The 21,336-nt window shown below is 60.5% G+C and carries 17 protein-coding genes; 10 read left to right on the top strand and 7 right to left on the bottom strand.

Translation table 11 applies throughout. The features are described from left to right. Positions 1 to 454 precede the first annotated feature (454 nt). From AC0L3I_RS32240 to AC0L3I_RS32225, 4 genes are all read left to right on the top strand, one after another. Positions 455 to 2,053 (top strand): arylsulfatase, encoded by a 1,599-nt coding sequence (locus AC0L3I_RS32240; RefSeq protein WP_473529607.1) that lies wholly within the window; start codon positions 455 to 457, stop codon positions 2,051 to 2,053. Between the two features lie 162 nt (positions 2,054 to 2,215). After that, positions 2,216 to 3,136 (top strand): formylglycine-generating enzyme family protein, encoded by a 921-nt coding sequence (locus AC0L3I_RS32235; RefSeq protein WP_473529634.1) that lies wholly within the window; start codon positions 2,216 to 2,218, stop codon positions 3,134 to 3,136. Between the two features lie 337 nt (positions 3,137 to 3,473). After that, a complete protein-coding gene (locus tag AC0L3I_RS32230; RefSeq protein ID WP_473489624.1) occupies positions 3,474 to 4,376 on the top strand; it encodes a Vgb family protein in 903 nt (300 codons plus the stop codon). 38 nt (positions 4,377 to 4,414) lie between these two features. Next, entirely contained in the window at positions 4,415 to 4,636 is a 222-nt protein-coding gene (locus AC0L3I_RS32225; RefSeq protein ID WP_258116552.1) for a DUF5996 family protein, read from the top strand. A 1,230-nt stretch (positions 4,637 to 5,866) separates the two neighbouring features. Here AC0L3I_RS32225 and AC0L3I_RS32220 read toward each other — a convergent pair. From AC0L3I_RS32220 to AC0L3I_RS32190, 7 genes are all read right to left on the bottom strand, one after another. Beyond that, positions 5,867 to 8,146, bottom strand: a complete 2,280-nt coding sequence (locus AC0L3I_RS32220; protein WP_473529606.1) for a multiheme c-type cytochrome — start codon at positions 8,144 to 8,146, stop codon at positions 5,867 to 5,869. A gap of 96 nt (positions 8,147 to 8,242) precedes the next feature. Then, entirely contained in the window at positions 8,243 to 8,809 is a 567-nt protein-coding gene (locus tag AC0L3I_RS32215; protein WP_473529605.1) for a hypothetical protein, read from the bottom strand. A gap of 74 nt (positions 8,810 to 8,883) precedes the next feature. Further along, positions 8,884 to 9,129 (bottom strand): hypothetical protein, encoded by a 246-nt coding sequence (locus AC0L3I_RS32210; protein ID WP_473529604.1) that lies wholly within the window; start codon positions 9,127 to 9,129, stop codon positions 8,884 to 8,886. Between the two features lie 26 nt (positions 9,130 to 9,155). Then, a complete protein-coding gene (locus tag AC0L3I_RS32205; protein ID WP_473529603.1) occupies positions 9,156 to 9,911 on the bottom strand; it encodes a hypothetical protein in 756 nt (251 codons plus the stop codon). A gap of 51 nt (positions 9,912 to 9,962) precedes the next feature. Next, complete coding sequence (locus AC0L3I_RS32200; RefSeq protein ID WP_473529602.1) at positions 9,963 to 10,973, bottom strand: HAD family hydrolase; 1,011 nt, start codon at positions 10,971 to 10,973, stop codon at positions 9,963 to 9,965. A 111-nt stretch (positions 10,974 to 11,084) separates the two neighbouring features. Further along, positions 11,085 to 12,644: an arylsulfatase gene (locus AC0L3I_RS32195; protein WP_473529633.1), complete on the bottom strand. Its 1,560-nt coding sequence runs from the start codon at positions 12,642 to 12,644 to the stop codon at positions 11,085 to 11,087. A 299-nt stretch (positions 12,645 to 12,943) separates the two neighbouring features. Next, positions 12,944 to 14,653 carry an arylsulfatase gene (locus tag AC0L3I_RS32190; protein ID WP_473529601.1) on the bottom strand — a complete coding sequence of 570 codons (1,710 nt, stop codon included), beginning with the start codon at positions 14,651 to 14,653 and terminating at the stop codon, positions 12,944 to 12,946. Positions 14,654 to 14,883: 230 nt separating this feature from the next. Here AC0L3I_RS32190 and AC0L3I_RS32185 point away from each other — a divergent pair, with 230 nt between their 5' ends. The 6 genes from AC0L3I_RS32185 to AC0L3I_RS32160 all read left to right on the top strand — a co-directional run bounded on the left by AC0L3I_RS32185 (position 14,884) and on the right by AC0L3I_RS32160 (position 21,123). Further along, complete coding sequence (locus AC0L3I_RS32185; protein WP_473529600.1) at positions 14,884 to 16,767, top strand: sensor histidine kinase; 1,884 nt, start codon at positions 14,884 to 14,886, stop codon at positions 16,765 to 16,767. A gap of 6 nt (positions 16,768 to 16,773) precedes the next feature. Next, entirely contained in the window at positions 16,774 to 17,439 is a 666-nt protein-coding gene (locus AC0L3I_RS32180; protein ID WP_473529599.1) for a response regulator transcription factor, read from the top strand. 64 nt (positions 17,440 to 17,503) lie between these two features. After that, positions 17,504 to 17,887, top strand: coding sequence for a response regulator transcription factor (locus AC0L3I_RS32175; RefSeq protein WP_473529598.1), 384 nt, complete (start codon positions 17,504 to 17,506; stop codon positions 17,885 to 17,887). A 26-nt stretch (positions 17,888 to 17,913) separates the two neighbouring features. Further along, positions 17,914 to 18,723: a transporter gene (locus tag AC0L3I_RS32170; protein WP_473529597.1), complete on the top strand. Its 810-nt coding sequence runs from the start codon at positions 17,914 to 17,916 to the stop codon at positions 18,721 to 18,723. Positions 18,724 to 18,775: 52 nt separating this feature from the next. Beyond that, positions 18,776 to 20,116, top strand: a complete 1,341-nt coding sequence (locus AC0L3I_RS32165) for a DUF3300 domain-containing protein (RefSeq protein WP_473529596.1) — start codon at positions 18,776 to 18,778, stop codon at positions 20,114 to 20,116. A 29-nt stretch (positions 20,117 to 20,145) separates the two neighbouring features. After that, a complete protein-coding gene (locus tag AC0L3I_RS32160) occupies positions 20,146 to 21,123 on the top strand; it encodes a DUF2950 domain-containing protein (protein ID WP_473529632.1) in 978 nt (325 codons plus the stop codon). Positions 21,124 to 21,336 lie beyond the last annotated feature (213 nt).

Genomic DNA, 21,336 nt, shown 5'->3' with positions numbered 1-21,336 from the left:
TGAAGCAACGACGTCGGTTGATCTGTTGACTCTTGTAAATGTGCGACTCTGGCGGACCAAGATGTTCACGCACGGACCGCTCAGTGTGAACGCGCCTGGCTCGAAAAAAACGAGCCGGATTTGGTGAAGAACACGCAGCAAGCGGTCTCGTTGCGGTTTGCCCGTTCGCAGAACGTGGCGTTCTTCCTTGGCTCATTGAGGAAAGCCGGACTCACCCTCAAGGACCGACTTTTACGCCGGCCGCGCGGATTCTGCCCGTAGGTTACCGTTAATTACCTTCCGCCCCGAGTGGCAATCGGCAAACCTCAGGAAGGACGATTTTGAAGAAGGCATGGCTGAAGCGTCCTGCCACGAGTTTCGTCGCGTCGATAGAACGCGGAGCATGTTTTTCTCGCCAGGGAACCGAAAACTCGGCTCATCTTGGAAAAGCGGTACAACCAAAGGAGAACGTGAGATGAGTGACAAGCAAGCGAATCCAGTCCGACAACCGAACCGGCGCGACATTTTGTTGGCAGGAGGTTCTGTACTCGCCATTTCGGCCGTCAGTACCGCGATAAGCACGAGTGCAAATGCCCAAGCCGCCAAGAAGCCCAACATCCTGATCATCTGGGGCGACGATGTCGGCTTCTGGAACGTCAGCGCCTACAATCAGGGCATGATGGGCTACAAGACCCCGAACATCGACAGCATCGCCAGGGAAGGCGCGCTGTTCACCGACTGGTATGGCCAGCAGAGCTGCACCGCCGGACGCTCATGCTTCATCACCGGCCAGGTCGGCTTCCGCACCGGGCTGCTCAAGGTCGGCCTGCCGGGTGCGAAGGAAGGCTTGCAGGCGCGGGACGTGACGATCGCCGAATTGCTCAAGCCGCAAGGTTACATGACCGGCCAGTTCGGCAAGAACCATCTCGGCGACCTCGATGAGCACCTGCCCACCGCGCACGGCTTCGACGAGTTCTTTGGCTCACTCTACCACCTCAACGCCGAGGAGGAGTTCGAGAACCCCGACTACTTCAAGGACCCGGAGATACAGAAGAAATTCGGCACGCGTGGCGTTCTCCACACGTTTGCGAATCCGGACGGCACGCAGAGGATCGAGAGCACCGGGCCGCTGGGCAAGAAGCGGATGGAGACCATAGACGCGGAAGTCACGGACAAGGCGCTCGACTTCATGCAACGGGCCAAGGATGCGGACAAGCCGTTCTTCCTCTGGTGGAATTCCACCCGCATGCATATATTCACGCATCTCAAGCCGGAGAGCGAAGGCAAGACCGGGCTCGGCATCTATGCCGACGGGATGGTGGAACACGACGGCCAGGTTGGCCAGGTGCTCGCCAAGCTCAAGGAGCTCGGCCTCGACGAAAATACCATCGTCATGTACTCGACCGATAACGGCGCCGAGAAGTTTACGTGGCCAGACGGCGGCACGTCGCCCTTCCGCGGTGAGAAGAACACTAACTGGGAAGGCGGCTACCGGGTGCCTTGCGCCATCCGCTGGCCCGGCGTCATCAAGCCGGGCACCGTACTCAACGACGTCTTCGCCCACGAGGACATGCTGCCCACGCTGCTGGCCGCCGCCGGGGTTCCCGACGTCAAGGAGCAGTTGCTAAAAGGCATGAAGGTCGGCGACAAGACCTTCAAGGTGCATCTGGACGGCTACAACATCACCGACGCGCTCGCCGGCAAGTCACCTAGTCCACGCCACGAGTTCTTCTACTTCAATGACGACGGCTCGCTCGTCGGGCTGCGCTACGACAACTGGAAAATCGTCTTCGCCGAACAGAAGGCGCACAGCTTCGATGTCTGGCAGGAGCCATTCGTGCCGCTGCGCCTTCCCAAGATCTTCAATCTTCGTTCCGATCCGTTCGAGATCGCCGACCACGAGGGCATGGACTACGAACGCTGGAGGATCGACCGCACCTTTCTGCTCGTGCCGGCGCAGCAATATGTCGGGAATTTCCTCGCCACGTTCAAGGAGTTCCCACCAAGCCAGAAGGGGGGCAGCTTCGGTATTGATGATGCCCTGGCGGCGCTATCGGCGGGCAGCGCCAACTAGAGTTGTAGCGTCCGAGAAAAATATGTAGGAAACAAGCCGCACCCGTTGTGTCGATGGGTGCGGCCATGCGGCTGAGAAATCTCGCAACGAACCATGACAAGCCTAGCCGAAACCGGACCAACACAGGGGGGCTCTGCGTCCGCCGATGCACCCCACGCCAACATGGTGTGGATTCCGGGCGGTACGTTTCTGATGGGTTCCGACAAGCATTACCCAGAGGAGGCGCCAACCCACAGGGTGACGGTCGATGGCTTCTGGATGGATGCCTGCGCGGTCACCAATCGCGAGTTTGCCCGATTCGTCGATGCGACCGGCTACGTCACGGCGGCTGAGCGCCCGGCGAACCCCGACGATTATCCTGGAGCGCTGCCGGACATGCTCGCTCCATCCTCAGTTGTCTTCAGCAAGGCCAAACAGCGTGTCGATCTTCGCGATCACTACAATTGGTGGGTCTATGTGCGCGGCGCCAACTGGCGCCATCCGCTCGGGCCGGCGAGTTCGATCAAGCGGCTGGCCGACCATCCGGTCGTGCATGTGAACTTTGACGATGCCGAAGCCTACGCATCGTGGGCGGGCAAGGAATTGCCCACCGAGGCCGAGTGGGAATTCGCGGCGCGTGGCGGGCTCGACGCGGCCGAATTTGTCTGGGGCGATGAAATGGCGCCCGATGGCCGACACATGGCCAATACCTGGCAAGGCGAGTTCCCATGGCAGAATCTCTGCGAGGACGGCTACGAGGGGACGTCACCCGTCGCCTCCTTTGCCGCCAACGGCTACGGCCTCTACGACATGGCTGGCAATGTCTGGCAGTGGACCACGGACTGGTACCAGGAACACGGCAAGATCGACAGCCCGTGCTGCACGGTTGACAACCCCCGCGGTGCCAACCGGGAGGACAGCCTCGATCCACGGCAGCCGCAGATCAGAATCCCGCGCAAGGTGATGAAAGGCGGATCGCATCTTTGCGCGCCCAACTATTGCCGGCGCTACCGCCCGGCCGCGCGGATGGCGCAGCCGATCGATACGTCGACGTGCCATTTAGGTTTCCGCTGCATTGCACGCAGAACAATGGACCGACAATGATCCACTGAACGGCCGTGAAAGCCGTCTCGATCATGAGATAGTCAGGAACCGATGACATGAGGGTTTTGGCAGCAACGGCAAGCGTGGTGAAAATCCAGGACAGAATGCCACGATGCGGAGAGCGCACCCAGCAAGATCCGCGTGCACCTGCTTGTTGCTCTCATCTCGCTCCAAGTGTACCCTGACGATTGCGGACGGCGTTTAAAGCCATCCTTCTATGAGACACGAAGGGGGTAAACGGGACGTAAGACCGCGCTTTTGGCTGTAGCGCTTTCCAGTGGCGACTGTCAGGACCAGATAGACGGCCGTTACCGTCCATTGTGAACGGAGGTCCACTATGCCCAAGAAGGAGCAACTCGCTGCGGACACGGACAACGATACCTTTCTGTTCGTTAGCAGCACCAACACGAAGAGCGTCATGGCATACGACGGCGAGACCGGCGCCTTTCTGAAAAAGTTCGCCAACGGTGGCGGCCTCATCGAACCCGAAGGCATCGCCTTCGGTCCCGACGGCAACCTGTACGTCGCCAGCCGCAGCGATGAAGTGCTTCGTTACGACGGGGAGAAAGGCAACTTCCTTGATGTCTTCGCCAGCGGCCACGGCCTCGTCGACCCGGCCGGCATCGCATTTGGCGGACCAGACAACGACCTTTTCATCGCCGCGGGCCTCACCGACGACGGCCTCGGCAACCAGATCCTCCGCTTCGACGGCGACACCGGCGTCTTCGAGGCCGTCGTCGATCCTGCCAACGCGGCCGGGCTCGACGACCCGGAAGCGCTGGTCTTCGGACCGGATGGCCTGCTCTATGTTGCCAGCACTCCGGAATCAGGACCCGGCGAGGTCCTTCGCTACGACCCAGCGACGAACTCGTTCGTCGACAAGTTCGTCCCCAGTTCGGAGAGCAACATCTTGGATCCGACCGGCATGGTCTTCGGCCCCGACGGCGACTTGTTTCTCAGCAGCGCCGCGACGAGCGAGGTCATGCGCTACGACGGCACGACCGGCGACTTCGAAGGTGTCTTCATCACCGCCGGCAGCGGCGGCCTCAATGAGGCCGAGGGCATGGCGTTCAACTCGAACGGCAACCTCTTGGTCGCAAGCGAGCTGGGCCACTCGGTGCTGGAGTATGACGGCACCACCGGCGCATTCGTCGGCGAGTTCGTCGTTGCGGGCAGCGGCCACCTTTCGGAGCCGACATTCATCACCTTCGGACCCCCTGAATCGGACTTTTTCGTTTGAGGATTCCAGTGTCAAAAGATCGACCGTCCTAGAGTCGTTTGCAGGAATCGGAACCAGGCGAGCCCGCGGGCTTTGGCGACACGCCGTTGCGCACGCCTGAGGCCCTCTACGACAAGGGCCTTGGGCAGTTCATCCTGCCTTGCGACGCGGTTCGTCGGTCGCCCAACCCGGACGAGTTCCTCCTGGGTTTTCTTCAGGAAACCTATGAAGCGGCCGCCAATCTCGGGAAGTGGGATCGGCAAACGCTTGAGCGGCATTAGGTGTAGCCGGACCGGGCAAGGCGCAGCCCCCTGCGCAACGCGAATGACGAGGTCGACGTCGCCGGTGTGAGCGTCGGCACCTGTGCGCAAGCTAATAGGTCCGCCGTGGTCAGGTCTTGAATCTGATTGGCCGACAGGGAAGGCGTCGATCACGCGCAGCTTTTGCTGCAGTGCATGAGTCCGGAGCTGGCCCATCGCGTCGTCTTGCTGCGCCGCGGAATTTGGTCGGTATCGGGGCATAGCGGGCATCGATCAAGCACCAGTTATGAGTACGCGTCCTAGGACAGCAAGGCCGCGAAAGCGAGACGTATTAAGCAATTCCATGGGTGTTTTGCAGTTTTCATAACAGCAACTTGTTGATTCGGTTAGCTTTTCGATGACTCGGTCTGATTTTCACATTTTCTTACACATTCCTGGCATGTGTAAAAAATATCTAAACTAAATCAAGAACTTATAGATACACGCAGGGGACTTAAAAGTTTTTGCTGGTTAGCGGTTTCTCACTTGTGGCGGCAAGATTTTACGCTTCCGCGCCGAAGGCGACGCCCAGTTGCGCAGCGCCGCCCCGATGGGCGGTCATCATGTGCCAGCGCCCACAAGCACCCGGTCCGTTTTCTTGGAGCCGGATCGAGAGCACCGGAGCGCGGGTCTCGTCCATGAAGTGCTTGGTCGAGCACTTCGGCGAGGGCTGACCCGACAACCATCACCGCAAATTCAACCGCATTCTCAGGCGCAGGAAGGACCACATTTCCGCAGCGTTCGGTAATCTTGTTCCACTGTCACGACCGGACTTTCCTGCACGATCCGTGCCTTGACCCAATTCGTCCATCGAGATGCCTCTCCCGTCTGCCCCTCCACGTTGTGAGAACCTCCGACGTAGCCTCCATGGACAAACTCCCTTCGATATTCCATGGAAGGTCGATCACAGATCACTGCAGACGGGACAACGTGGAGGCAGAACACCGGTTACCGCAGAGCGTGACAAATACTGCAAAAAAGGCCCAGCCTAAGGCTTGCCGAGACAGACAGGGAGGATCGAAGCATGACGGGCAATGATATGTTGAAGGTCGGCGCTGGCGCTGCTGCTTGCCGGGTTTGGCTCGGCACATCCTGTCTTTGCACAAGAACAGGTCGCGGCGGCTGACGGCAGAAAAGGCGGAGCTTATGCTCATTGAACAGCAAAGTTAGGCCAATAGCTGCCGCTAGCTGAATATCTGCAAGCGTTCCCACTCATCGGCTAGCGCGCAATTGCACGATCAAGTCGGCAAGTTGCGCGTTGTCCGGTTGCTGCCGGGCAAGTTCTTCAGCCAGTCTCAGCGTTTCGGGGTAGCGCCGCAACTTAAGCCCAAATTGAATGGCGGTGCCGAGCAGGTTCGGATCGGCGGAGCCGTTGGTGACCGATTCGCCAAGCATTTGGAATGCATCGCCTGTGCGACCGACCGAGTCGAGAGCTATCGCTAGCGTGGTCCTGTATTGAACATTGGCTGGAGCAAGCCGCACCGAAGCCTCCAACTCGCTTATTGCGCCAGTCATGTTTTTCGCGCGAACCAGCGACAGGGCGTGACCGTATCGGAGCAGCGGATCTTCGGGCGAAACCCTAATGGCCTCAGCGTAGGTGCTTTCCGACTTCTCGTTCTGGCCGGTCGCCCTGTAAAGTTCGGCCAGATTGGCGTGCGCTCCGGCGAGGCTGCTGTCGAGCGAGATCGCGCGACGCAGCGCAGCCTCCGCGTTATCCGCTTGACGCTGGCCCATCAGGAACAGCCCGTACGCGTTCTGTGCTTCTGCCATATCGGCATTGGCCTGCACAAACGCGCGAAGATCTTCCACCGCAGCATCAAAGTTGCGACGTTGATCGCCGAGCAGATCGGTCGTCGGCGCATTGCCGAGCGCCGTCACGGCGGCCACCCGGACTGCACGCGTCTCATCGGCGAGCAGCCTGCCAACGGCGCTGAACCGTTGTTCAGGCGGAAGATTGGCCGCAGCCTGTGCAGCGCCCAGCCGGACGAGCGGGTCGGAGCTCGCTGCTGCGGTTCTCACGTCGGTGATGATGGTCTCGCCGCCGAGGCGGCCCATCTCCGCGATCGCGCTGCCCTTGATGATGCCCGGCTGTTCCCGGTCGGCAACGAGCGCACGCAAAGCCTCGATTGCCGCCGAATCGTTTTGGGCAGCACCCGCGAAAGCATGGGCGATAGTTGGGCGTTCGCGCCAGCCCGTGCCGTACCATTTGTCCATCGTTTTCGCCGCCCACTCGTTCGTCTCGGCTGCATGGCATGTCGTGCAGGCGTTGGGCGTGCCGTAGGCGGTCGAGAGGTCGGGCCGTGGAATGACGAACGAATGGTCGCGCCGCGGATCGACCTTCATGTAGGTGCGCTCCGGCATGTGGCAGTTGGCGCAAAGGGCGCCGGCGGAACCTGCCGGATGGCGTGTATGTGCGAGCCTATCGAAACTGCCGCTCGGGTCGAAGCCTGCGAATCGTTCCGGCTTGGTCTCGGTGTGGCACTGGGTACATATGGCGTTGCCCTCCGCCTTCAGGGTCGCTTCGTGCTGTCTGTGGCAGTCGAGGCAAACGACGCCGGCTCTCGCCATCTTGCTCTGCTGGAACGAGCCGTATTCGAAAACCTCGTCGAGGATTTGCCCATCGGGAAAGTAGAGGTCGGGGCGCAGCAGATCAGGCGAGAAATGCTCGAGAAAAACCTTGCCCGGCCTATAGCCGTTAAGAAGTTTGGTGCGCCGCGTGTGGCAACCCAGGCAGACATTCTGATCGACCGGGATCAGACCGGAATTGGCGACCGACTGGGAACCGCCCGCCTCAGCCCATTCCACATGTTTCGCGCCGCCGCCGTGGCACGATTGGCAGCCGATGCTCGTTGCGACATAGGTCGATTTGTACTCGCCGGTCTCCGGCTGAAAATTCGCCTGCGGATCGGTGGAGTGGCAGTCGATGCAGGTCCGGTTCCAGCGGTAGAAGGGGCCAGTCCAGTGATAGGTCGTGCCGGGGTTCGCGGGCTTGCCTGTGCCGAGCCAGAACCATTCCCGTTTGTTCGTATCCCAGGCGATATCGAGCGCCTGCAGCCGGCCGCCGCCGATATCGAGGAGATATTGCTGCAGCGGTTCGTAGGCGAAGGTGTATTTGACTGGGAATTCGGCCTGGCTGCCGTCGGCCCCTTCGGTCCGGACGAAGTACTGCCCTCCCCGCTTGAGGAACGTCGTCAGGACGCCGTCATGCTCGAAGCTGGCGCCGCCGAAATTCGCGCGCACCGTGCTGTCGTCTGCCACGGCCATCGCCCTGGCATGGTTCGATTTGGCGAAGGCGGCCGCCTGATCCGCGTGACAGGAGGCGCATCTTTTTTCGTCGACGAACCCGTCGTGGATGGAGATCTGCGGGTCGGATGTGGGACCGCCTGTCTCTGCGGCCAGACAAGCTTCGGGCGTAGCCAACGCGAGCAGCGAGCCCAGCGCTGCTATTGCCAGATTGGCGGCAACTCGGCCAAGCAAGCTACGGCCATTCATGATGGGCTCATGATGGGCTTGCTCGCGGTTGGCATGAGCACGCTGTAATCCCAATCGCCAGCTAGGACGGTGACGGGCAGGCACTCGAACGAGCGTTTAAAAAGAATGGGCATAGCCTAGTTCGAAGCCAACGGTATCCGGATTCCAATCCTTCCAGTTATACTGGACCTTGCTCGAAACTGAATTGTGCTCGTCCAGTTTGAAAGTGAAGCCGGTCGCAAGCTGTGGTGTCAGGTAGTCGTCTGCGCTATCGAATGCATCGCGATACCGAAAAGCTACCGCATTCCAGGTCACCGTTTCATTGAGCTTCAGATCGGCGCCCGTGCGGAGCACGTAGTAGGCGATATCGTCGCCGGTTCCTGATACCTGCAATCGCTCGCCGATGCCCATGCTGCCGATCACGGAGAGCGCATCGTTCAAGTGGACGCGGTAACCTATAGTGGTTTCGAGGTTGGCGGTGGCCGAGTCGCTGAAGGCCGTATTGGAATACTGGACCGAGGCGCCCAGGACGATTCCCACGTCGAATGCGTGTGAGGCGCTGACCTCGACCTTGGCGCTTTGCGGAACGCTCAGGTCCTGTTCCTGCCGGTCGGACGTCACCGATATTCCCAGGGACGTGCTTTCTGCCATCGCGTCGGATGTTGCGCCCAACACTGCCAGCACCGTCAAAATCCTGATAGTTCTCGCCTCCCGAGGATGCTCAACGACAAGCGGGACGCGCATTCGAGCATGTTGGTTCACGTTACGCTCGCACTCAGTTTGCCACGCCCAAATTGATGAGCTGCACACGCCTGTTCACCGCAATTGCGGATCTCGTTGTTGCCGAGATTGAGGCCCCTGCAATATTTCTTGATGTCTGCGCCGCAGTCTTTGGCAAGTACCGTGATGGCGTCGCCATAGCTGATCGTTTGCGCTCGCCCAGGGCCGGCGAGCGCAAAGGAGGCCATCAGGATCAGACCGCTGAAAATCATCTTGTAAACCATGCTCAGCGTCCTTGTTGCAGATTGTCTCAATAGCACGGCGGGTAAGGATAATATCCGCAGTACGGCGGATATGCGTATGGGGCGGCGGCACCGACGGCAGCGCCAAGAGCGGCTCCGGCAACTGCGGCCCCCGCCACAGCGCCAGCACCATACCAAGCTCCACGATAGACAGGAGCATGCCAGTATGCGCCACCGTGATAACCGTATCCGCCACCATGCCAGACCGCGCCGCCGTAGCCGCCCACATGGGCGAATCCGCCACCGCCCGGTCCGCGAAACGCGAAGGCGTCAATGAAAAGTGCCGCAGGCCCGCTCGCATTGTTGAGACTGCCTTCCAGAACGGCAACGTCGAACGTCAGCGTGTTCCCCTCAAGTTTCGGCGCTTTGAGCGTAACCACGGCATCATCCACCTCCGAGCCGTCTCCCCCAAGAACTGAGACCGTTGCGTTCGGCGGGTCGACGGCGAAGCTGTCCTTGCCCTCATCCCACTGCATAATGAACTGCTCGGTCGCAACATGACCGGCGGCCCGCACCGGCCGATCGGCAAAGACGATTGAGTTTTTCGAAACGCCGGTCAGGACGAGCTTGCCGCCGTCGAGCGTGGCGCCCTGCGCATTGATGACGGCGAGCGACGGAATCGGTCCTGTCGCCGTAGCCTGGCCAATCGTCTTTTGCAGTGGCACGTGCGGCTTCTCTGCGGAATCCTGTGCCATTGCGCCGGCAGTCGCCAAAGCCAGGCCGCCTGCGAGGGCTATCGTGGTCATGATGCGATTGACGTTCATAGAATTATCCTCTCGTTTAAGTGGCGGAATCCAAGCGTTCACACGCTGGCTCTAGTTTCCCGGAAAGATCTGCTTCCAGTCGGCCTTCATGTCGACGATCGTCCATTTGTTGATGGCGGCGGCGTCGAGAGCCAGGTCGAGATGGCCGAACTCGCTTTTCCGGTCGTAGGCATATTCGCGCTCTGCGTCGGTGTGATGAACGATCAAGCCGAACTGCAGACCGTCGGCGAGAGTCGTCCATTGCAGCATTTCAAGATCGCCGTCCGAATTGCCGAACGCGGCAATAGGCTTGCGGCCGATATGCTCCTGAATGCCGACCGGCTTGCCGGCCTTGTCGTCGATGAAGTTGACCTCGGGCAATCGAAACAGCGTCGGCGCGCCGTCCTTCATCGCGAACTTCGTCTTGATCGAAGAGCCGACCACCTGTTCCGGCGGAACGCCGTAAACCTTTTCCGTCCAGGGGCGCATGAACTCGATGCCGCCGCCAGACACGATGAAGGTTTTGAACCCGTTGGCCCGCAGATAGGCGAGAAGTTCGAGCATCGGCTGGTAGACCAACTCGGTATAAGGCTTCTTGAAGCGTGGATCGCGCGCGTTGGCGATCCAGTCGGTCACGATTGTCTGGAATTGCGTGACGGTCATGCCGGCGTGGGTCGCCATGATGAGTTCCACCAGGCCCTTTTCACCGGCTGCTGCGAGCGCCTTCATGTCGCCTTCGAGCACGGCCTGAAACGGCTGGGTGGTCGCCCATTCGGGATGACTTGGCGCCTCGGCTTTTACACGGTCGAGCGCGAAGGCGAGTTGCACATACATCGGATGTTCGACCCACAGCGTGCCGTCATTGTCGAACACCGCGATGCGTTCGGGCTCCGGCACGAAGTCGGGCGAACCCTCCTTGCTCACCTTCTCGACGAACTCGACGATCGCAGCCTTCGGCGCGGTGTCGTTCCAGGACGGCAAGGGATCGGACTGGGCGAGGGCGGCCGCGGGAGCGACGAGCAAAGCGGCGGCCGCGAGAATGGCACGACGGGTCAGTCTGAGAAGATCATGCTTCACGAACATATCGCGCTCCTTTCTTGTAAATCTCGATTCGTATCGGGGTCTACGACGACCGGCTCGTGGCCGTGGAACCGGCGGGCGCCCCTTGCGAGCCGCCCGCCGCGAGTCATCCCGTTACTTGGTCATTGCTGCCCTTGCCGCCTCGATCTGCGCCTTGACAGCGTCGAGGTTGAAGCTCGCGCCCTTCTGCATGGGCGGGAACTCAAGGGCCGTCTGGGCCAGCTTGCCCACTTCCTGCTGAACAAACACGAAGCGCCAGAACTGGTACATAAACCATTCGTTGAAGTACCCTTGTGCGCCGTCCAGCGTTCCGTTTGCCGGAGTGCCCAGGCGTTCGAAGGGATCGAGGCGAAGGTTCGTGATCGACGGTGCGTCGACATGGTCCTTGGCTCCGAGCCAACCGTTCGGTTGCTCGATGAAGCGGTATTTGTAGTCATCGATGCGCACCGCGCCGAGCGTGCTTTCACCGAAGTAGAAGATCTCGTGGCGAGCCGACGGGCCCTTGCCGGTCAGCAGGTCCATCTGGTTGTAGCCGTCGAGATAGTTCTTGTAGGTGCGGTCGCCGATCTGCTTTCCCGCCAGCAGTTCGGCCTTGATGTTGGGGTTGCCTGCGGCGGCCACGAAGGTCGGCAGCCAGTCGAGCCCGGACATGATGCCGTTCTCCACCTTGCCTGCTGCGATCTTGCCCGGCCAGCGAATGAAGGCCGGCACACGGAAGCCGCCTTCGTAGATCGTGCCCTTCTGCCCCCGGTACGGCGTGTTGCCGCCATCAGGCCATGTGAAGGTCTCGGTGCCATTGTCGGTGGTGAACATGACGATGGTGTTGTCATCAACGCCAAGGTCCTTGAGCTTCTGCATCACCAGGCCGACGTCATCGTCGAGCTGAGCCATGCCGGCTTCCTGCAGCGACCAGCCGTTCTCCGAGTTGCGCAATGCCTCATACTTGGGCGAAAGATGGGTGATAACGTGCATGCGCGTGGGATTGAGCCACAAGAAGAAAGGCTTGTTGTCGGCCTTGGCTTTCTCCACGAACTTCAAGGCTTTGTCGCGGATCTCGTCGTCCACTGTTTCCATGCGTTCGGGATAAAGAGTGCCGGCGTCTTCGATCTTCTGCTTGCCGACCTTGCCCCAGCGTGGGTCGACGGTCGCGTCGTCGGTCGTCGTCGCCCAAGTGTGGAGCATGTTGCGCGGCCCCACCTTGTCAAGCAGGTCCTGCGGATAGTTCGGGTGTGCAGGGTCTTCCATGGCGTCGAGGTGATAGAGGTAACCGAAGAACTCGTCGAAGCCGTGGACGGTCGGCAGGAACTCGTTCAAATCGCCAAGGTGGTTCTTTCCGAACTGGCCGGTGGTGTAGCCCATGTCCTTCAGGGCAGTCGCGAGAGTCATCGCTTCGGCCGGCAGGCCGGTTGTGGCGCCCGCCTGACCGACGGTGGTCATACCGGTGCGAATCGGAAGCTCGCCGGTGATAAAGTTCGCCCGGCCAGCCGTGCAGCTCGCCTCGGCATAGTAGTCGGTGAAGAGCATGCCCTCGGCGGCGATCTTGTCGAGGTTGGGCGTGCGGCCCGCCATCACGCCGCGGTGATAGGCGCCGATGTTCCACATGCCGATGTCGTCGCCCATGATGACGACGATGTTCGGTTTTTGCGCGTCCTGCGCATAGGCAACCGATGCCATACCGCCGCAAAGCGCAATTGCGGTCACCCAGGTTGCGATGCCGTAACTCGGAATTCCAGGTCTCATGTTCAGCTCCTCCTGCTGGAAATCTCGCCAACCGCCCGAATTGGAACGATTCCGCGCCCGTGCGCCCCTCGCTTGATCAGTCAGCACACAAGGCTGACGCGACGGTAAATCCGAGCAACGCTTGATGATATTGTCCTTTGGGGAAGTCGATCGGACCGTGCGCCTGTTGGGTGGCGCGCAGCCGGGCTCACGCACGACCGGACGCCCTGGGGCGTCCGGCATTGGCGGGTGCGTCAGTCGTGACCTGTCTTCATGCTCCGGACTTGCGCCATCACTTGCTCCAGATTGTAGCTTGCAGGGTCCTGGAGCGGCGGGAAGGCGATGTAGGTCTCGAGATGCTTCAGCCACAACTGCTGGCCGATGGGCAGGATGTTCCAGTCATAGACGTAGGCGGTGGACGGTGACGCGATGGAGCCGCCCATACCGAAAAGTGTCTTGATCTGCTGTCCGACCGAGGTCTCGAACGGATCGCGCTTGATGTTGACGACCTGGGTCCAGGCAAAGGGCATTACACCGTTTATGAACCCGGCTGGGTCATCCGAAACCATCGCGAAGTACATCTTCCAGTTCTTGTAGCGGACCGCCGACGGCTCCTTGCCGGAATAGTACAAGAAAGAGTCGCGCGCAGACGGCGCCTTGCCTTCCAGGAAGTCACGCTGATCGATCCCGTCGAGTGTGGTCTTGACGACATTCGGATACGTGCCTGCCTCGATCTGTTTCTTCAGCTCGTCGCCCTTGGGGCCGCCGGCGATGTTCACCAACGTCGGCAGCCAGTCGAGCGCGGAGAAGAGGTCGTTCTTGACCGTGCCGGGCTCGATATGCCCCGGCCAGCGCACAACCAGCGGAGCACGCATGCCGCCTTCCCAGGTGCTGAGCTTGCCACCCTTGAACGGGGTGGTGCCGCCATCCGGGAAGGTGATCGTCTCGGCTCCGTTGTCGGTGGTGAAGACGACGATGGTGTTGTCGAGCTGGCCCATGTCTTCCAGCTTCTTCAGGACGACGCCGATGTTGTCGTCCATCTGCTTCATGCCGGCTTCGTTCATGCCCCAGTCCTTGCCGCCGGGCTCGCCGATCATATTGAGATACTTGTCCGGCAACACCGTCGTGATGTGCATGCGGGCCGGGTTGTACCAGACGAAGAACGGCTTGTTGGTCGTCTTCGGGTCGTTTCGGTCGAGGAAGTCGACGACCTTGGCGGAGATTTCCTCGTCGATGGTCTTTGACCGCTCCAGCGTCAGCGGGCCCTCGTCCTTGCAGGACTGATTTGCCGGGGATCCGTCGGAGGATGTGCACGCGAGCATTGGACGCGGTGGCGTCAGGCAGGTCGTGGTCTTCGGATCGACAGCGCCCGGAACCTCGGCCAGGCCGGGGATCGGTGTATTCATGCAGGGCGGCGCGATCCCCTGCTCGGTTGGGCTCTTGTTGATGTCAGGGAAGCTCACGCCCTGCATGGCGTCGAGGTGATAGAGGTAGCCCCAAAATTCCTGGAACCCGTGTGCGGTCGGCAGGGATTCGGTGGTATCTCCGAGATGGTTCTTGCCGAACTCACCTGTCGAGTAGCCGAGATCATTCAGGAACCTGGCGAGGTGGGGCGTGCCGGCCCGCAGGTAGGACGGGCTTCCGGGAATCTCCGGCAGGACCATGCCGACGCGCACCGGCTGCATGCCGGTGATGAAGGCGGTACGCCCCGCAGTGCAGCTCTGCTCGGCATAGTAGGTCATGAATTTCGCACCTCCCTGGCCGATGCGATCGATGTTGGGCGTTTCGCCGACCATCAGGCCCTGATGATAGATGCTGGGCTGCATCCAGCCGATATCATCGCCCATGATGAACAGGATGTTGGGCTTTTGCGCATCCTGGGCCTGTGCCGGCGCATGCGCGCCCCAAAGGACCGTCGCAGCGGTCAGTATCCCAATGCTGCAGTCAAGGATTCTACGACTCATTTCCCTCTCCTCTGGTTGCTTACGGATAGTTGCCTCGCCACCGCCCACGGCACGATTTCGAGCCTGAACGACCTCCCGTCACCAGTCGGAGCGCTCAAGCTCACGCTACGGTAGCCCTAGCTAACACATGGTGATATTGTCCTTTGGGGAAGTTGTTCAGGTGCAGATGCGGTAACGCTGCCCGATCTACTTTCCCAGCTAAAAGCTTGGCTTGTGAGGGGGTATCCATCATGCTGTGCGATCCGCCTGTTCGGTCGCGCCGACGCGCCAAGAACGCGGTCAGGTTCCTTGTTGCAATTTTGATTGCGATTTTTCTGGACGGCGGCTCTGCAGCAGCTGAGGTCGTCGGCCGGTCTCCGCGTGTGCTCATCCTCCATCCGTATGACGAGCGACTGCCCGCAAGCTCGATTGCCGGGGAGAACGCCAGAAATCGGCTTATCGAGGCGACGTCCGGCAATGTCGATCTCTTCTCGGAGTTCCTGGATCTCTCGAGGTTTCCCGAGGAAGCCCATATCGACCGCATGGCGCGGTATATGTCCGAGAAATACGTCGATCATCGCCCGGACGTTGTGATCGCGCTCGGCGAATCGGCAACCCGTTTCATCGTCAATAACCGTGAGGCGATCGCGCCCGACGCAAAGATCGTGTTCTGCGGCTTCGGGCGTGACAGTGCTTCGAAACTCAACTTGCCGGCAGATGTCGTCGGGGCTTTCAGCGAATTCGATATTGCCAAGACGCTCGAATTGGCCCGCGCCCTCCAGCCCGACGCCGAAAATCTTTTCATCATTGGTGGTTCGGCAGCTTTCGATCGCACTTGGCTTGACAGCGCTAGAACCGACCTCGCAGTCGCTTCAAAAGATTACGCAACCACCTACTTGGAAGGTTATTCGATCGATGAATTCGTGGAGCGTGCCTCCCACTTCCCACCGGACAGTATTGTCCTGTTCCTCACCATTCTTGCCGATAGTACAGGCCGCAACTTCCTGCCCAAAGACGCTTTAGGAATAGTGGCGGCGAAGGCCAGTGCGCCGATTTATGGACCCTATGACACCTACGTTGGTCAAGGTGTCGTAGGCGGAAACTCGGTAACCTTCGACTCCTTGGGAAACGCGGTCGCCGGCTTGGCTTTGGATGCACTCGCGGGAAAGCCGATCACAGACATCGAAGTGCCGCAAACATTCTTTGCCGACGCAAGGCAGCTAAAGCGATGGGGCCTGTCGGAAAGCGCGCTTCCTGCAGAGACCGCGTTGAGTTTCAGAGAACCTACGCTTTGGGAGCAGCATGGCGATTTGGTCGCGGGAGCCATTGCCCTGGTCGCCTTACAGGCCCTGATCATCACTGGGCTGCTCTTCGAGCGACGCCGGCGTTTCGCCGCCGAAGGTGAATCCAGCCTGCGTCTCCTTGAGCTGGTCCACATGAATCAGTCTGCAACCGCAGGCGCATTGTCGGCATCGATCGCTCACGAACTCAACCAGCCGCTGGGCGCCATTCTCAGCAATGCCGAGGCAGCGGAGATGATACTCAAGGGAAAGACGCCTGATCTGGATCTCATCCAGCAGATTTTGGCTGACATCAGGGACGACGACCAGCGAGCAGGCGATATTATTCTTCGCCTTCGGGGTATGCTGAAGAAAAGGAGTGCGATCGACTGGCAGGAGTTTGACCTCAATGAGGTCGTCGACGGCGCCATTTGTATCTTGCGCGCTGAAGCCGCGAAGAAACAAGTGGCCGTAAGCGCCGAGCAATCCACGGGCAGACTGCCGGTTCGCGCCGACAAGGTTCATCTGCAGCAGGTCATCCTGAATCTTGCGACCAATGCAATGGACGCGATGGTCGAATCGGTAACAGCGAACCGCAAGCTTGTGTTTCAGACGGCGTTACAGGGCGATGCCAGGGTCGAGATGTCGATTTCAGACACCGGCAGGGGCATCCCAAAAGACCATCTCGATAGTATCTTCGCAGCATTCTACACGACAAAGCCAACCGGAACCGGGCTGGGGCTCTCCATCGCTCGCGCGATCGTGGAAACTTACGGTGGAAAGATCTGGGCGGACAATCGCGTCGGCGGCGGCGCGGTGTTCCGCTTCGTCCTGCCGCTCGCGGAGGCCACTTGAACGCCTATGGAACCATTCATTCACATTATCGATGACGACGCATCGTTTCGAACGGCGCTCGGACGTCTCGTCGAAACCTATGGTTTTCGGGTTAGCGGCTACCAGTCGGGCGAGGATTTCCTGGCGCAGCTGCCGGAATCGGAAGCCGGCTGCATCCTTCTTGATCTGCGCATGCCAGGGCTCAGCGGTCCGGAGCTGCAGGAAAGGCTCGTACTGGCGGTCCCGCTGCTACCCATCGTCTTCTTGACGGGCCAAGGCACGATTGCCGCGAGTGTTCAGGCAATGAAGGCAGGTGCCGATGATTTTCTGGAGAAACCCATTTCGTCCCAAATCTTACGTGAGGCGATCGAGCGCGCGCTCGCCAAGAATGAAAAACGGCGCGCCGGACACGATCAGATTCAGGCGCTCCAGACCAAAGTGTTCAGCCTAACGCCACGCGAAATCCAGGTTTTCGATCTGGTCGTTCGCGGCAGGCGTAACAAGCAGGTTGCATACGACCTGAACACCTCCGAGCGCACGGTCAAGGCGCATCGGCACAGCGTCATGGAAAAGTTGGGCGTTACGTCCCTCGCCGAGATGGTATCGATCGCGGAGAGGCTGGGGGCCGTTCGGGCAGCGCAAACAGGCTCAAATCCAACATTCGGTGCTTCCCCAAAGGCCAATATCCAGTGACGTTAACTCGGCTCACAATCTCTCCGTTGATACTCGCACGCGTCGCCCCTTCGAGGAGCCAAATGTGGAAAGCCCGCCACGAACAGTGGCTGTCGTGGAAGACGATCCGAGCGTGCGGAGAAGCATTGAACGGTTGCTAAACGCGCACGGTCACCAAACGCATGGATACGCGTCGGCAGAGACGTTTCTTGGATCCGATTTCGCCGGCACGATCGGTTGCCTGGTGCTCGACATTCATCTTGGCAACATGTCCGGAATCCAGCTGCGGCGTTGGCTTCGCGATTTCGGCTCCAGCCTGCCGGTTATCTTCATCACCGCAGTTGACGACGACGCGCTTGAAGCGGAGGCGCGTGACGCGGGCTGCGTGGCCTATCTTCACAAGCCTTTCGCCGCCAGGTTTTTGCTGTTAGCTATCGATGACGCCTTGTCGGGATTGTCTGCCAAATAACTGATGTCGCTTCGGGGGGTGCTGATATGAAAGCAATTCAAACTATTCAGGCGGGCATCGTGCTGACCGCCACATTTGGCTTTTGCGGTTCGGCCGCAGCCCAGGACGACAGCCAGGACCTTGCCAAGAAGCTTTCGAATCCGATCGCGTCGCTGATCAGCGTACCCTTGCAGTTCAACTACGACGAAGGGTTCGGGCCGAATGACGGGCAGAAGGCCGTACTCAACATCCAGCCGGTCGTTCCGATCTCGCTGAGCGACGACTGGAACATGATCTCCCGCACCATCCTGCCGGTGATCTGGCAGAACGACATCGCCGGCCCCTCGGGCGAGCAGTCCGGTCTCGGCGACATCACCCAGAGCCTGTTCTTCTCGCCGAAGAACCCGGGACCGTCGGGCATCGTCTGGGGCGTCGGTCCGGCGTTTCTCGTCCCAACCGCCACCGACGATCTGCTCGGCGGCGGCAAATGGGGTGCCGGTCCCACCGCCGTGGTGCTGAAACAGATGGGCGGGTGGACGGTCGGCGCGCTGACCAACCACATCTGGTCCTTCGCCGGCGACGGTGACCGCTCCGACATCAGCTCCACCTTCCTGCAACCTTTCGTTTCCTACACGACCAAGGACGCCTGGACCTTCGGCGTCAACACAGAAAGCACCTACAATTGGGAAACGGAAGAGTGGTCGGTTCCGATCAATTTCACGGTGGCAAAGCTCGTCAAGTTCGGCAAGCAACCGGTCAGCTTCACCGCCGGTGTCCGCTACTGGGCCGAGAGCCCCGACAACGGGCCTGACGGCCTCGGATTCCGCGGCGTGGTGACGTTCCTGTTTCCGAAATAGCCGCCCGGCACAAAGGCCTGCCGGGACAACGACAAGCAGGGAGGATAGAAGCATGACGGGCAATGATATGTTGAAGATCGGCGCTGCGGCGCTGGCGCTGCTGCTTGCCGGGTTTGGCTCGGCGCATCCTGTCTTTGCACAAGAACAGGTCGCGGCGGCTGACGCATCCGGCGATGCGGCGGCCTCGCCGGAGCCGTTGAGCGCGGACGAGATGGAGGTGCTGGTGGCGCGCATCGCGCTCTATCCGGACGAGCTGATCGCGGTGATCACTGCGGCTGCACTCTATCCGCTAGAGATCGTCGAGGCGGCGCGCTTCCTCGACCGGTACGAGAAAGACAAGAGCCTGAAACCCAAGGACAGCTGGGACGGCTCCGTGGTGTCGCTGCTCAATTACCCCGGCATCGTCAAGATGATGAGCGACGACCTCGAATGGACGCAGACGCTCGGCGACGCCATCGCCTACCAGCAGAAGGACGTGCTGGTTGCCATCCAGCAGCTGCGCGACGAGGCGGTCGCCAAGGGCGTCATCAAGACCGACGACAAGATCCAGGTGGTCAAGGAGAATGACAATTTCGTCATCAAGTCGGCGAGCCCCGAGGTGATCTACGTCCCGCAATATCCGCCGCAGATGTTTTATGAGCCGGATTACGTGTGGGAACCGATCCGCTATTATCCCGATCCTTACCCATATTATGTGTATCCGGGGGCGACATTCTTCGCCGGGGCGGTGACGGGCGCCATTTGGGCCGCCGCCGTCGACTGGGATGATTGGGGGGTGTGGGGCGGCCGCTGGAACGGCAACGACATCGACATCGATTGCAACAACTGCTTCAACAACCGCGACTTCAACGGCAAGATCAACTTCAACGACGTCGACTGGAAGAACATCGATCGCGACAAGATCAATATCGACCGCAACCAGTTCAACAAGTTCGACCAGACCAACATCAAGAACCGGATCGAGAAGAATAGCGACAACGCCATCCGCGACCGCGCCCGCGACATCAAGAAGAACGACAAACTCGCCAACAGGGTGCCGGGCAAGACGGCTGCAACGAGAGACATCCGCAAGAGCACGCTGGACGGGCTGAAGGCCAAGCCCGCCAACGTCACCCGCCCCGCCAAGCCCGCCAACATCCAGAAACCTGCGGCCAGGCCTACCGCCAATCGCCCGGCGGCGAAGCCGGCCAAGGTGAACCGTCCGGCTGGCAAGCCAAAACCTGCGGCAAGGGTCGACAACCGGCCGAAGAAACCGTCGGGGCTTGGCAACGTCGATCGCGGCAAGGCGACCAAGGTCAGCTCCAACCGTGGCCACAAGTCGATGGGCGGCGGCCAGCGCGGCGGTGGCGGCCACAAGCAGATCAAGCGCGGCGGCGGCGGACGCGGGCGTTAACGGAACGGGAGGACAGGATTATGACACAGATGTTCAGCACCACCCGTCACACGGGAGTTTTGCATAAGATCCTTCTCCGCTCTGTCTGCGCCGTGGCGCTTGCAGTGGGCATCGCTGTCTGGCAGCCAGCCGCCGCACAGGATGCGCCGGAGGCGCCGGAGATCACCGCCTTTGCGGCCGCCGCCGAGCCGCCTGTCTTCGATACGCCCGAGGCGGCGGTCGAAGCATTTAAGCAGGCCCTGAAAGACGCCGGCAACGGTGCGGTTGCGGCCCTTCTCGGCCTCGATGCGGAAAAGCTGAAGGCAGACGAGAACTCGGACGAGACGCTGGCGGCGATCAAGGAAGGTGTGGCCAGGCAGCTTGTCCTCGATGGCGAAGGCGACCGCCGCACGCTGCAGATCGGCGACAAGCTGTGGCCGCTGCCTTTTCCGATCGTCAAGGGCGAGGACGGCAAGTGGGCTTTCGACACCTATGCCGGGCTCGAAGAGATCGTGAACCGCCGCGTCGGCGAGAACGAGCTCACCGCGATCGAGACGATGCGCGCCTATGTCGACGCGCAGGAGGACTATGCATCGCAGGACCGCGATGAGGATGGCGTGGAGGAGTTCGCGCAGAAACTGATAAGCTCGGAAGGCGCGACCGACGGGCTCTACTGGCCGACCGACGACATCAACGGCGAGAGCCCGGCCGGTGACGCTGTTAGTGAGGCCGAGCTCGAGGACGCGGCCAAGGGCGAAGGCTATTTCGGCTACAAGTACAAGATCCTGACCGGCCAGGGCGACCATATCGCCGGCGGCGCCTACGACTACGTCATCAACGGCAACATGATCGCCGGCTTCGGCCTCATTGCCTGGCCTGCCAAATACGGCGAAACCGGCGTGAAAACCTTCGCAGTCAACCAGCACGGCGTCGTCTACGAGACCGACCTCGGCCCAACCACCGAGCAGATCGTCAAATACATCGACCGCTTCAACCCGGACGATACCTGGCAGGTCGTGGCCGACTGAGAGAAAAGCGTTCTAGTTGTCTGCGGACGTGTTACATCGTGCTGTTTTGGATCGGTCACGGGGGCGGCGTCGAACGGCGTTCCCAGCAGGATTGGCGAGGGAGGAGAGGGGCTCGCATCATGCCAGAAACTGCGTCGTCGTCCGTGAAGAAAGCGATTTTCGCGTCAACCTTGAAAGTGATCTGCGTTGGAGCGCTTTGTCCCAACTGAGGGG

Source organism: Mesorhizobium sp. WSM4840, assembly GCF_055811755.1.
This window is presented reverse-complemented; position numbering and strand designations above follow the sequence as displayed.

Excerpts from the sequence above, each read along its gene's own strand:
- AC0L3I_RS32210 (WP_473529604.1), bottom strand. The coding sequence starts at position 9,129 with ATGGTTTACAAGATGATTTTCAGCGGTCTGATCCTGATGGCCTCCTTT.
- AC0L3I_RS32185 (WP_473529600.1), top strand. The coding sequence starts at position 14,884 with ATGCTGTGCGATCCGCCTGTTCGGTCGCGCCGACGCGCCAAGAACGCG.
- AC0L3I_RS32205 (WP_473529603.1), bottom strand. The coding sequence starts at position 9,911 with ATGAACGTCAATCGCATCATGACCACGATAGCCCTCGCAGGCGGCCTG.
- AC0L3I_RS32220 (WP_473529606.1), bottom strand. The coding sequence starts at position 8,146 with ATGAATGGCCGTAGCTTGCTTGGCCGAGTTGCCGCCAATCTGGCAATA.
- AC0L3I_RS32200 (WP_473529602.1), bottom strand. The coding sequence starts at position 10,973 with ATGTTCGTGAAGCATGATCTTCTCAGACTGACCCGTCGTGCCATTCTC.
- AC0L3I_RS32170 (WP_473529597.1), top strand. The coding sequence starts at position 17,914 with ATGAAAGCAATTCAAACTATTCAGGCGGGCATCGTGCTGACCGCCACA.
- AC0L3I_RS32235 (WP_473529634.1), top strand. The coding sequence starts at position 2,216 with ATGGTGTGGATTCCGGGCGGTACGTTTCTGATGGGTTCCGACAAGCAT.
- AC0L3I_RS32195 (WP_473529633.1), bottom strand. The coding sequence starts at position 12,644 with ATGGCATCGGTTGCCTATGCGCAGGACGCGCAAAAACCGAACATCGTC.
- AC0L3I_RS32190 (WP_473529601.1), bottom strand. The coding sequence starts at position 14,653 with ATGAGTCGTAGAATCCTTGACTGCAGCATTGGGATACTGACCGCTGCG.
- AC0L3I_RS32180 (WP_473529599.1), top strand. The coding sequence starts at position 16,774 with ATGGAACCATTCATTCACATTATCGATGACGACGCATCGTTTCGAACG.
- AC0L3I_RS32165 (WP_473529596.1), top strand. The coding sequence starts at position 18,776 with ATGACGGGCAATGATATGTTGAAGATCGGCGCTGCGGCGCTGGCGCTG.
- AC0L3I_RS32240 (WP_473529607.1), top strand. The coding sequence starts at position 455 with ATGAGTGACAAGCAAGCGAATCCAGTCCGACAACCGAACCGGCGCGAC.
- AC0L3I_RS32230 (WP_473489624.1), top strand. The coding sequence starts at position 3,474 with ATGCCCAAGAAGGAGCAACTCGCTGCGGACACGGACAACGATACCTTT.
- AC0L3I_RS32160 (WP_473529632.1), top strand. The coding sequence starts at position 20,146 with ATGTTCAGCACCACCCGTCACACGGGAGTTTTGCATAAGATCCTTCTC.